The organism is Clostridium isatidis (assembly GCF_002285495.1).
GTDB classification, from domain to species: Bacteria; Bacillota; Clostridia; order Clostridiales; family Clostridiaceae; genus Clostridium; species Clostridium isatidis.
In genome coordinates this window covers 901464-913599 of sequence record NZ_CP016786.1, presented here as the reverse complement: position 1 = coordinate 913599, position 12136 = coordinate 901464, and the positions used below count along the sequence as shown (strand labels likewise).

The 12136-nt window shown below is 29.2% G+C and carries 10 protein-coding genes and 1 riboswitch; of the genes, 1 reads left to right on the top strand and 9 read right to left on the bottom strand.

Going from position 1 to position 12136, the window contains the following annotated elements; all coding sequences use genetic code 11:
• From purE to ybaK, 8 genes are all read right to left on the bottom strand, one after another.
• Positions 1-492, bottom strand: coding sequence for a 5-(carboxyamino)imidazole ribonucleotide mutase (gene purE / locus BEN51_RS04375; protein ID WP_119864870.1), 492 nt, complete (start codon positions 490-492; stop codon positions 1-3).
• Positions 493-512: 20 nt separating this feature from the next.
• Complete coding sequence (locus tag BEN51_RS04370) at positions 513-4220, bottom strand: phosphoribosylformylglycinamidine synthase (RefSeq protein ID WP_119864869.1); 3708 nt, start codon at positions 4218-4220, stop codon at positions 513-515.
• Positions 4221-4254: 34 nt separating this feature from the next.
• The gene (locus BEN51_RS04365) at positions 4255-4941 is read right to left on the bottom strand and encodes a phosphoribosylaminoimidazolesuccinocarboxamide synthase (protein WP_119864868.1); all 687 of its coding nucleotides are present in this window, start codon (positions 4939-4941) and stop codon (positions 4255-4257) included.
• Positions 4942-5167: 226 nt separating this feature from the next.
• Positions 5168-5269: riboswitch (purine riboswitch) on the bottom strand.
• A gap of 49 nt (positions 5270-5318) precedes the next feature.
• On the bottom strand, positions 5319-6185 hold the full coding sequence (locus tag BEN51_RS04360) for a DMT family transporter (protein ID WP_119864867.1): 867 nt from the start codon (positions 6183-6185) through the stop codon (positions 5319-5321).
• 109 nt (positions 6186-6294) lie between these two features.
• Positions 6295-6498 (bottom strand): DUF1450 domain-containing protein, encoded by a 204-nt coding sequence (locus BEN51_RS04355; protein ID WP_119864866.1) that lies wholly within the window; start codon positions 6496-6498, stop codon positions 6295-6297.
• Between the two features lie 181 nt (positions 6499-6679).
• Entirely contained in the window at positions 6680-7876 is a 1197-nt protein-coding gene (locus BEN51_RS04350; protein ID WP_119864865.1) for an acetate/propionate family kinase, read from the bottom strand.
• 224 nt (positions 7877-8100) lie between these two features.
• Positions 8101-9042, bottom strand: coding sequence for a DUF7916 family protein (locus tag BEN51_RS04345; RefSeq protein WP_119864864.1), 942 nt, complete (start codon positions 9040-9042; stop codon positions 8101-8103).
• Positions 9043-9069: 27 nt separating this feature from the next.
• Positions 9070-9543 carry a Cys-tRNA(Pro) deacylase gene (gene ybaK / locus BEN51_RS04340; RefSeq protein WP_119864863.1) on the bottom strand — a complete coding sequence of 158 codons (474 nt, stop codon included), beginning with the start codon at positions 9541-9543 and terminating at the stop codon, positions 9070-9072.
• A gap of 247 nt (positions 9544-9790) precedes the next feature.
• On the opposite strand from ybaK, the gene BEN51_RS04335 reads away from it, so the two are divergent.
• Positions 9791-11605, top strand: coding sequence for an LTA synthase family protein (locus BEN51_RS04335; protein ID WP_119864862.1), 1815 nt, complete (start codon positions 9791-9793; stop codon positions 11603-11605).
• A gap of 80 nt (positions 11606-11685) precedes the next feature.
• Here the strand turns inward: BEN51_RS04335 and BEN51_RS04330 are convergent, their stop codons facing one another.
• Complete coding sequence (locus BEN51_RS04330) at positions 11686-12027, bottom strand: hypothetical protein (RefSeq protein ID WP_119864861.1); 342 nt, start codon at positions 12025-12027, stop codon at positions 11686-11688.
• Between the last annotated feature and the right edge of the window lie 109 nt (positions 12028-12136).

Here is a 12136-nt window from a genome sequence, read left to right as displayed (position 1 = left end):
CTATTTTTTTAAAATCTCATTGAGTTCCTTATTCATTTTTATTACATCTTCTGTCATTTTCTTTTTGTAGTCTTTTAGCTTTTCCCTTAGCTCAGGGTATTTTACTGATAATATTTGGACTGCTAGTAAGCCAGCATTTTCTCCACCATTAATAGCAACAGTAGCTACAGGAACTCCTTTAGGCATCTGTACAACTGATAATAAAGAATCTAATCCATCCATTGTAGAAGATTTAACAGGAAGCCCAATTACAGGTAATGGTGTCATAGCTGCTATAACTCCTGCTAAATGAGCAGCTTTTCCTGCTATTGCTATTATTGCTTCTATACCCTGTTTTTCTGCACATTTTGCAAAGTCCGCAGCCAATTCAGGTGATCTATGAGCTGATATTACTTTCACTTCATATTTCACTTCAAATTTCTCTAGTATTTCTATAACCTTATAAGCAATTTCTTTATCAGAAATGCTTCCCATAACTATAGCTAGCTTCATCTTTCTTCCTCCATTATCCATTATTTGTAATATTTAACTCCAGAAAGGAATATTTTGTGTTGTCCTTTTAGTTCTATATTCTTATAAATATCTTTTCCTATTCTATCAATAGAAGATATTGTTCCAAGAATTCTTCCATCGATACTTGTCAATGCTTCAACTGATCTATCAGCTCCTGTTACATTTTTTGAAATAATTTGTGTTGCTATTTGACCCTTATCTAATAATTTATCGGGATTATTTCCAAGTATAATTCTTCCTTCTTTTGTAGCTATAGGTACAGTATATATTTCTCCAACTTCCATCTCACTCATCCAAGGAGATAAGTTAGACACAACTTTTACATCTACCATGGTTGAAATAAATCTTCCAGCTGAATTGCTTGTAATGTAAGGTGCCTTAGTATTTGTTTCTGATATTCTTCCATTCTCAATTAGACCTAATTTAACTAAACCTATTGCTCCATCTCCAATACCTAACACTAGTCCGTCGCTATTTTCAATAAGATCATCTAATGCTTCCTTTACATAGGAATTATTAAATATAAGCTTTAATAGTTTTCCTGAAGCCTCAGGTTCTGAACCATATACTTGACCATTAGGTAATCCTAAAATTTGAGAAGCTTTTATTTTTTCTGCTAAAATTTTATAGGACTCTTCTATAACCTTTTTGTTAAGTGATTTGAATACAAAAGTTTCTACTTTTGCACCAGCATCCATAAAGGCCTTAGCCATATCATATTCTCCATGGCTTCCAGTGAATATTGGTATTAAAACTCTTGGTACTGCAATTGAGTTAGAAATTTTAGCAATAGAACCCTTTATATATGGTGTAATTTCATTTATTTCTATTTGCTTATTATCAATTGGAAAGGTTTCATTTAAAGGTTTTTGCCATTCATTTAATAATTCTTTAAGATTTATAACTACATCCTTTATTTTTATATATTTATCAGCTATTGTTCTAGCAATTAGGCTATAGTCTAGACCCTCTAATAATTTTTCAAGATCTTTATATCCATCAATTTCTAACAATATAGATCCATAAAGAGGCTTGTACAAATCATCTACTATTTCATTATTTATTACACAGCCTATTTCATTTCCCAATGCCATTTCAGCAACTGCTCTTGCAATACCACCAAAGCCTATTGTAGAACTTGATAGTATTTCTTTTTTATTTGCCAATTCTTTAATTTTTGAATAATTTTCTTTTAATTGATTGAAATTTATTAGCCCATTTTCATCTACTTTTAAATTAACTAATACAATATTAGAATTAGATTTTTTAAATTCTTTTGAAATAATATTATCTACCTTGTCATATGTTACTGCAAAACTAAATAATGATGGTGGAACACTGATATCTCCAAAAGTTCCACTCATACTGTCTTTACCACCTATACATGGTATATCTAAATTCTTTTGGACAGTAAATGCTCCTAATAGACTTGCAAAAGGCTTGCCCCATTTTGTAGGATCTTTTCCTAAGCTTTCAAAGTATTCTTGGAATGATAGCCTGATTTTTCTGTAATCTCCACCTAAGGCAACTACTTTTGCTACTGATTCAATGACAGCATAATATCCAGCATGGAATGTACTCCATTTTGCTAATTTAGGATCATATCCAAAGGTCATAATAGAGCATGTCCTAGTTTCGCCATTAGCTACTGGAATCTTTGCTACCATTCCTTCCTGTGGTGTTACCATGTTTTTACCGCCCAATTGCATTAATACTGTTCCTGAATTTATAGTATTATCAAATCTTTCTACCAAACCTTTTTGTGATGCGATATTTAAATCTTTCATATTATCAATAAAGGCTTCTTTTATACCTTTATTTTTTACATGACTAGGATTATTTTTTAAATATATTTCTTCATCCGGCATAGTTATATTAACTTTAGTTTTCTTTCTAACCCCACTGCTATTTAAAAAGTCTCTATCTATATCAATTATTCTTTTACCTCTCCATACCATTTGAAGCCTATTATTATCTGTAACTTCTGCAATAACAGCAGCTTCCAAATCCTCTTCCTCTGCAAGTCTCTTAAATTCCTCTAAATTTTCCTTGTCTATAACCACTGCCATTCTTTCTTGTGATTCAGAAAGGGCAATTTCATACCCATCAAGTCCTTCATATTTTAAAGGTACTTTATCTAAATCTATATATAATCCATCGGCAAGTTCTCCAACTGCAACAGCTACCCCACCTGCACCAAAATCATTGCATTTTTTAATTAGTCTTGTTGCTCTTGGATTTCTAAAAAGTCTTATTATTTTTCTTTCAATTAATGGGTTCCCCTTTTGAACATCTGCACCTAATTTTTCAAGGGCTTTTTCTGTTTGAACCTTTGAAGAACCAACAGCAGCACCAAGTCCATCTCTTCCAGTTCTACCACCAACAAGTAATATTAAATCTGTAGCTTCTGCCTCTCCTCGTATAACCCAATTCTTTGGGGCTGCAGAAACTAAAGCTCCCAATTCCATACGTTTAGCAGCAAATCCTTCATCATAAAATTCCTTTATATAACCTGAAGCTGATCCAACTTGATTTCCATAAGAACTATAACCTTCCATTGCTGTTTGAGTAATTTTTCTTTGAGCTAATTTTCCTTCAAGAGTATCTTCATATTTTTGTCTTGGATCAGCAGAACCAGTAATTCTCATTGCTTGATATACATAAGTTCTACCTGATAGTGGATCTCTTATTCCTCCTCCTAAGCAGGTTGCCGCCCCACCAAATGGTTCAATTTCTGTAGGGTGATTATGAGTCTCATTTTTAAACATTAATAAATATTTTTCATTTTTTCCATTTACATCAACATCTATTTCAATACTAGCTGCATTTATTTCCTTTGTTTCTTCCTTATCTTTAAGCTTACCTTTCTTTCCAACTTCCTTCATATTAATTGTAGCTAAGTCCATTAAGGATATTGCTTTCTTATTTTCTTCGTACACGTACTTTCTGGAACTTAAATATTCCTTAATTGCTTCTTCAAATATTTCCTTATACTTACCTTCTTCAACTTTAATATCTGTAATTTCTGTCATAAAAGTTGTATGCCTACAATGGTCTGACCAATAGGTATCAATTGCTTTTAGTTCAGCAATGCTCGGATCTCTTTCTTCTCTTCTAAAATATGATTGACAATATAACAAATCATCCATATCCATAGCAAAGCCATATCTCTCTTTAAGCTTCTCTAATTCATTTTCAGCCATATCCATAAAATCATTTAATATTTCTATTTCATTAGCTTTTTCATAAATATCTTCATCTATATGATTTAACTCAAGCTCTGTATATTCTAAAGGATTTATAAAGTAGGATTTAACTTTTTTAAGCTCTTCATCTCTTATATTTTTTAAAATATATATTTTTGAATGCTTAACTTTAACATCAAAATCTAAGAACTTATTTATTATTTCATTTGCTGAATCTTCCCTTTGATTAAATTGTCCTTTATGGGCTTCTATTCTAAAAGCTTTTTCATCTTCATTTATAGCTAAATCTTTATACATCAAATCAGTATAAGGTTCATATAATAACTTATCTATAATTTGATCTACTATCTCTTTCTCTGTTTCTTTTATATCATATTCATTTATAACCCTTACTTCTTCTAAGCTGGAAATGCCTAAATAATTTTTAAATTCATCTAATAAATTTTTTCCTTCTTCATTAAATTCTTTTTTCTTTTCAACATAAACTCGTATACAGTTCATTTTTTCACTCCCTTTTAAACTTTATATTTTAATATTATTTAGTTAACATAATTTTTTCTAATTCAAAAGGCTCAATATATGTATCACCTTGATATGCCCTCATATTTCCCCCTGAAATTTCATCTATTAAGGCTATATGATTGTCTTTTCCTATTCTTCCAAATTCAAATTTTATATCATATAGTTCTAAGCCCTTTTTGAATAACTCTGACTTAACTATCTCTCCAATTTTCCTTGCGAGATCAACTAAAATTTTATATTCTTCTTTTGTCATTATATTTAGAATTTCTAGGGCTTCATCAGTAATTAATGGATCATTTCTTAAATCATCTTTTAAAGTCACTTCTACATAACCATTAAGCTCTTGTCTTTCTTTGGCATATAATCCATATCTTCTAAGAAAACTTCCTACAGCCTTATAGCGACAAATTACCTCTACACCTTTCCCAAAGACTTTTGCTGGTAAAACTGTCATTGTTGACTTTTCAATATCTGCAGATAGATAATGAGTTGGTATGCCCAATAAATTTAGTTTTTCAAAAAAGAACTTTGTAAGCCTCAAGCCAGACTTCCCTATTCCCTCAATAGTAAGTCCTACAGTATTAGCTCCTGGATCAAAGACTCCATTTTCACCAGTAACGTCATCTTTAAATTTAAGCATATAATTTCCGTCTTTTAATTCATAAACATCTTTTGTTTTGCCTCTGTAAATTAACTCCATTGCATCCACTCCTTTAAAATATAATATTTATAAAAAAATAAAAGCTCAGTCAGGGTAGGTTAAGCGAAACCTACCCGACTGGGCTTTTCTCCCTTCGGTGTGATACCAAATTAGTATTTATACTGCTTATAGCCTAAAAAAGGGTGCAAAACAGCAGTGGCAAATTAGTACCAATGTTAGTATCTGTGCCGCTCGGACCTGCGGGTAATATTATTAACCCCGGAACCCTAGGCACACTTCCGCTCATAGAGAAATGATTATCGGTCATTTCGTAGAGACATCCCAACCATATTATGGGACTTATATGAGCTTTATATTCTTTTATAATTCAATATTATCATGTTTTACATATATGTCAATATATTACAAGTGAAATTTTATAAATTTTTTAGACTTTTATTATAGCTAAAAATATAATAAGAAGCTGAGAAAATAATTATATAACCTATAAAGCTATATATATCAGGCAATGTATTAAATACAGCAAAACTTATTATTGCTGAAAAAATTATATTACTATAATCAAATATTGAAATTTCTTTTGCTGGTGCATACTTATAGGCTAAGGTAACTCCAAATTGACCAATACTAGCAAATAAACCAGCCAGTAATAAATATATTAACTGTATTAAAGTCATTGCTTTATAAACTGAAGCCATAAAAGGAAAAATTACTATTAAAGAAAATAAGGAAAAATAGAAAACTACAGTATAAGTATTTTCTTTACTTCCTAAAACTCTTAAACAGGTATAGGCCCCTGCCGCAAAAACAGCTCCTAAAATTCCAATTATAAATGGCATTATTTCAATATTAAAAGTAGGCTTAATAATGAATAAAGTTCCTATAAAGGCTATTAAAACGGCTGATATTTGCCTTATATTTATCTTTTCCTTTAAAAATAAAGCCGAAAAAATTATTACAAAGAAAGGACTTAATTTATTTAGCATATTAGCATCAGATAGCACTAATCTATCAATTGAATAATAGTTAAAAACTATGCCTATTGTTCCTAAAGCTGATCTTAATAACAAGATCTTTTGACTGCTTTTTTTACCAAAATAGCTTTGCTTATTTTTAATTATAAACGTTAATGCTACTATGCAAGAAACAAGATTTCTAAAAAAAGTCTTTTGAAAAGAAGGAAGATCTCCAGCTAATTTTACAAAAGCAGACATTACTGCAAAGCCAAAGGCAGACATTATTATAAAAATTATTCCTTTATAACGATTATCTAACTTCTCCATTGTTTATCTCCTTATAATTTGACTTAAGATTTTTAATTACAATAAAATAAAATTAATAGAATATGAATTTTACTTACCCTATTAATTTTACTTTATTATTTTCCTTATTTTATTGTTCTAAATTTTCTTCTATTTTCTTTATAAAATTTTCTTCACTATCTTCTTCAATGAATTTCTGATTAATGTAACCAATTACTGATCCTTCTATTCCACCACACTCTCCTAAGCAACAAGTATCAATATTTTCCTTACCAAACTTTTCTTCTAATATTTCAATATCTATTCCTGAACAGGAAGGACAAACTAAAATCATAATTACTCTCCTTATTAAAATAATATCTTTAATAATAATATTCTACTAATAATAATTATTATTTTCAAGAGTAATTATCTTTAATTTAATATATATTTTTCCTTTCTATATAATCTTACAACATTAAAATTATAAATTTAGACTGCCAATAAAATATCAGCAGTCTAGTTTTATTTTAATTCTATTTATTTAGTAACTTAACTGTGTCTCTTGCTATAACTAACTCCTCATTTGTTGGTATTTCATATACCTTAACCTTAGAATCTTTAGTTGAAATTTCCTGAACTTCTCCTCTGACTTCATTCTTTTCTTCATCTATATTGAAGCCTAAGAATTCTAAACCCTTTAGAACTTCTTTTCTAGCAAAGGATGAGTTTTCACCAATACCAGCTGTAAATACTATAACATCAACTCCACCCATTATTCCAGCATAGGATGCAATTTGAGCACGAATCTTATAGTTAAAAATATCTAAAGCTAATTTAGCTCTTTCATTTCCTTGTTCAGCAGCCATTTGAACATCTCTAAAATCTGAAGATACTCCAGAAATCCCAAGAAGTCCAGACTTTTTGTTTAACATTTCATTAACTTCTTCTAATTTATATCCTTGTTGTTCAACTAAGAAAGCTATAACTGATGGGTCAATATTTCCAGATCTTGTTCCCATCATTACACCTGCTAAAGGTGTAAAGCCCATAGAAGTATCAATTGACTTACCGCCCTTAACAGCTGCTAAAGAACATCCATTACCTAAATGACAGGTAATTATTTTTAAATCCTTAATATCTCTATTCATTACTTCAGCAACTTTTTGTGAAACATATTTATGAGATGTTCCGTGGAAACCATACCTTCTTATTCCATACTTTTCATAAAGTTCATATGGAAGCGGACAAATATATGCTACCTTAGGCATAGTTTGGTGGAAAGCAGTATCAAAAACAGCAGCCATTGGAGTGTTTGGCATAAGTTCTTTACAAGCTTCTATTCCTATTATGTTAGGTGGATTATGTAAAGGTGCTAGTGGAATACAATCCTTAATTAATTCTATTACTTCATCATCAATTAATACAGAATCAGAATATTTTTCTCCTCCGTGAACAACTCTATGACCTACAGCTGTTATTTCATCCATAGATTCTATAACAGCATGCTCCTTGTTTAATAAAGCTTCTAAGACCAATTTTATTGCTTCCTTATGATCTTTCATGTCTTGTTTAATTATGTATTTATCCTTGCCCTCTACCTTTTGAGTAAGAATTGATCCATCTATACCAATTCTTTCAACCAAACCACTTACTAAAGATTTTTCTGTCTCCATGTCTATAAGTTGATATTTTAGTGATGAACTACCACAGTTAATAACTAATACTTTCATTGTAACTCTCCCTGTCTATTTTTTATCTTTTAATTATATAATACACCAAATAATTTTTTTTTCAAATTTCATCCTGTGCTAAATTCTATATTCATTCCAGATAGAAATAGATTATTATGCTTCTTTGGCTGTTTTCTAAATAATATATTGTTTATTTTATTTGTATATTATAAATAATATTATTTTTCAATATTATTATGCTTATTATTAACCTACTTAATTCATTATCTTAGTATTGATTGAGCCATCCTTCTATATGTATGTCTTATTCCCCTTATTGCTGCTGATAAGGTCATAATATTCTCTGGCAAGGCCATACCAAAGGTTCCGCAGTCTCCAATATGTTGAAGATCTGCTCCTGCCATCTTTGAATTTAAGGCAATAGTTTCAATAACACTCTTGCTTGCCCCTTCTTGAGATGTTCCTATGGTTGTCATTGCCAAGGCATTGTTTTCATGAATTAATTTTATCATCTTTTTTGCCAATTCTAAGTCAAATCCGGGTACTGTGCCAGCTGCTGGAATTAAAATAACATCTGCACCAGCATCAATAAATCTCTTTATAGTTTCTTCATCATATATGTTTCCACTGCCAGCTCCATGCATTTTACCAGCAATTATTAAAGTTCCATTACCTAAAATACTTTTAGCCAGCTTTATTCCTTCTTCTATTGTATATTCAGTAACACCTGTATTAGGGTTACCGGTAATCACAATATAATCAAAACCATATTCCTTTACCTTTAAAAGATTATTATCATTTAAACAATATCCACTATTATAACTACTACCCTCTGGAACTGGCTCTAAATTTACCCCTATGATTCTTCCAATTAGTTTTCTTATATTTCTAATATAATCTTTATTATTTAAATTATCCTTTATTATTTTTTCTATTTTTTCTTCATCAAAACCTGATAATAAGTCTATAACCCCATCAATTCCACTAATAAAAGGCTTTTCAAAATTAAAAGTATTTAAAGTTATCATATCAGCACCAAAAGCAGCTGAAAGCTCTAAGTTAGATACTTCCCTTATAAATGGTGAACAGCTTACAATATTCTCTGAAACTACTGTTCTTCCTTCAGAATTTTTTATAATTTCTTTTAAGTTTTGCTTACTTAAGCCTTCAATGTCACTAGTAGTTAATTCAAATATTCTTTTCATAAATTTCCTCCCATAATCTCAAATTACTTAAACAGCTGCCAAATCAGCTAATTGAAATCTTATAACCTTGCTTAAATCTTCTAAGCTCAGCTCTACTTGATAACCTATTTTACCAGCACTAAAAATGAAGGTATCAAAATCCTGAGCTGATATGTCGATTATAGTAGTAAAAAATTTCTTCATTCCTATTGGTGAACAGCCTCCATGAATATAACCTGTTAAAGGCAATAATTCCTTTGCTTTTATCATTTCTATAGATTTCTCCCCAACACTTTTTGCTGCCTTTTTTAAATCTAATTCCTTTTCAACAGGTATTACAAAAACATAATTTTTCTTAGACTTTCCTACGGTAACAAGAGTCTTAAAAACCCTCCTTGGATCCTGATTAAGGGCTTTTGCAACGTCAAGTCCACTTATGGCATCTGTATCAACATAAGAATAGCTATTATATTTGATTTTCTTTTGATCTAATATTCTCATTACATTTGTTTTTTCATCCATTATTATCCCTCCAAGTAATTTAATTATATCACTTTTTGAATTCAGAGTATCAAATAAAAATAAAGATCTACAAAAATAAAAGGACTGCTAGAGGCAGCCCAATTTATATATTTATTTATATTTCTTTCATTATTTGTCAATGATAATATATCTCAATTAATAAATTGTTTTAATTTTACTTATCCTCTTTTTGTTATATAATATAAGAGTTACATAACTTTTTATAATATGAAAACTGGAGGATAAAATGAAAAAAATTATAAAAAAACTATTATTAGATAATTGGCTTTTAGTCACGACCTTTCTAATTTTGCAAATTAAATCAATGCTTTTACTATCGATGCTTAGAACACCTGGATCAAAATCTATAAGTTTATCAAAAATGTATTTTTCTGTTCCTGCCTTAGGGGCTCATTTATTAATAATTTTGTTAATTCTAAGTATTACATATATTTTTAAATCCAAAACAGCCCTAAAAGTTAGCTTAGGAATTAATATTTTTATAAGCTTATTATTTGTTTTTGATATTTGGTATTACAGATCAAATGGTTCTTTTATTTCTTTAAGACACTTTATTTATCCAGAAATATTTAATCCTTCAAATAAGAGCTTATTTAATTTTAAATTAGTTGATATATTATTTTTTATAGATTTTATTGTTTTTGCTCTATTAAATAAATTCACCAGAATATTTAAATTTAAAGAAGATTTATCACAGTTAAAAATGAGATGCATAAAAGCTGCTTCTTTATTTATTATTAGTACTCTATCCCTTTATTTTAGCCATTTATTAATAGATGTTACTAACAGTATAAATGGCTTGAGACTATTTAGCCTATCCTGGGCACCTTATCAAACCTATAGCGATATGAGTCCTCTTGGCTATCATGGATATGATATTGTTTATACATTATCTAAAAATTATAAGCTAAAAGATAAAGAAGCTGCAGAAATAAAAGACTGGTTTGAAAATAATAAGGAAGATCTAGAAGATAATGCTTATTTTTCAATGTTAGAAGGTAAGAATTTAATAGCTCTTCAAGTTGAATCTTTAGAAAACTTTGTAATTGGGCAAAAGGTTTATGGACAAGAAATAACTCCAAACCTTAATAAACTTCTTAATAACAGTTTATATTTTAATAATATTTATGAACAAAATAATTCAGGAACAAGTTCTGATGCTGACTTCTTAGTTAATACATCAATTTTTCCTATAAGAGAAGGTACTGCTTTCCAAGGTTATCCTTGGACAAAATATAACAGCCTTCAAAGACTTCTGGAAACCAAAGGATATAAAACTATTTCAACTCATGCAGAAATAGGTGGTAATTGGAATTGGGCAGAAAATCATAAATCTTTTGGTGCTGATAAAATTTTAGATATTAACAGTTATAATATGGATGAAGTAATAGGGCTTGGCTTGTCAGATGAATCCTATTTAAAGCAAGTAGCTCACAAAATAAAAAGCGAATCTGCTCCCTTTTATACTTTTGTAACTACATTAACTAGCCATGGGCCATTTGAAATTCCTGAAAATAAAAAATATCTAAACTTACCAAAGGAATTAGATGAAAATATCCTTGGAGCTTATTTTCAAAGTATAAGATATACAGATGAGGCTATAAAATTATTTTTAGAAGAATTAGAAAAAGATAATCTTTTAGAAAATACTATAGTAATGATATATGGAGATCATACAGGGGTACATAAATTCTATGAAGAAGAAATGCAGGATGCTCCTTTAGAAGGAAACTGGTGGAAAGAAAAAGATATGAAAATACCTTTAATTATCTATAATCCTGAAATTAAAGGAGAAACAATATCTAAAGCTGGTGGACAAGTTGATTTTCTTCCTACCATATCTTATTTGCTTGGAGTAGAAAGAAAAGAATTTGAAAGTTCTTCAATGGGACGAGTTCTAGTTAACACAAATAGAGATTATACAATATTAAATAGCGGAGAAATTATTGGAACACCATCAAGTAAGGAAGAAAAAGAAAACTTAAAAAATATCTTTAAAATTGCAGATTACATAATTAAGGGAAACTACTTTAATTACTAATTCAAATATAAGGAACTTTTGCTTTACAAAAGTTCCTTTATTATGTATTTTAAATTATTTTTCTTACCAAAAGCTTATATTTAATATAAAACAAATTTCTTCTTTAACTTATATTTGTTTAATATTTCTTCACTAGGTTCTTCATCTATTTCAAAAAGCTGATTTGTTATAACATTCTTTTCAGTTTTGTAGGCTAAAAGTCTTCCTTTTATTTCCTCCTTAAATTCTGACCATGTCCAAAGATGAGCAGTACCATAGGATTCTATTAGGCATATTACTTTTTTTGATTTTAAAATATAAATACTTAAAGGAACTTTTTTATTGGCTTCCTTAATAATTTCATTATTATAACTATCTATAATTTCTTTATCTTTATGCCCTAAATTGCTGTATATAATATCTAACTCTTTATATTTACCCATCTTATCACCTTAATTATTATTTATTAATAATACTATAATATATTATAAAATATTATCAGTTAAAAAAGGTCTTTTAAAGAATTACTCTCTAAAAAACCTAAACTATAAT

Bases quoted from the DNA above. Each gene is read 5' to 3' on its own strand.
- purE (WP_119864870.1), bottom strand. From the start codon at position 492: ATGAAGCTAGCTATAGTTATGGGAAGCATTTCTGATAAAGAAATTGCT.
- BEN51_RS04370 (WP_119864869.1), bottom strand. From the start codon at position 4,220: ATGAACTGTATACGAGTTTATGTTGAAAAGAAAAAAGAATTTAATGAA.
- BEN51_RS04365 (WP_119864868.1), bottom strand. From the start codon at position 4,941: ATGGAGTTAATTTACAGAGGCAAAACAAAAGATGTTTATGAATTAAAA.
- BEN51_RS04360 (WP_119864867.1), bottom strand. From the start codon at position 6,185: ATGGAGAAGTTAGATAATCGTTATAAAGGAATAATTTTTATAATAATG.
- BEN51_RS04355 (WP_119864866.1), bottom strand. From the start codon at position 6,498: ATGATTTTAGTTTGTCCTTCCTGTTCAGGAATAGATATTGAAATATTA.
- BEN51_RS04350 (WP_119864865.1), bottom strand. From the start codon at position 7,876: ATGAAAGTATTAGTTATTAACTGTGGTAGTTCATCACTAAAATATCAA.
- BEN51_RS04345 (WP_119864864.1), bottom strand. From the start codon at position 9,042: ATGAAAAGAATATTTGAATTAACTACTAGTGACATTGAAGGCTTAAGT.
- ybaK (WP_119864863.1), bottom strand. From the start codon at position 9,543: ATGGATGAAAAAACAAATGTAATGAGAATATTAGATCAAAAGAAAATC.
- BEN51_RS04335 (WP_119864862.1), top strand. From the start codon at position 9,791: ATGAAAAAAATTATAAAAAAACTATTATTAGATAATTGGCTTTTAGTC.
- BEN51_RS04330 (WP_119864861.1), bottom strand. From the start codon at position 12,027: ATGGGTAAATATAAAGAGTTAGATATTATATACAGCAATTTAGGGCAT.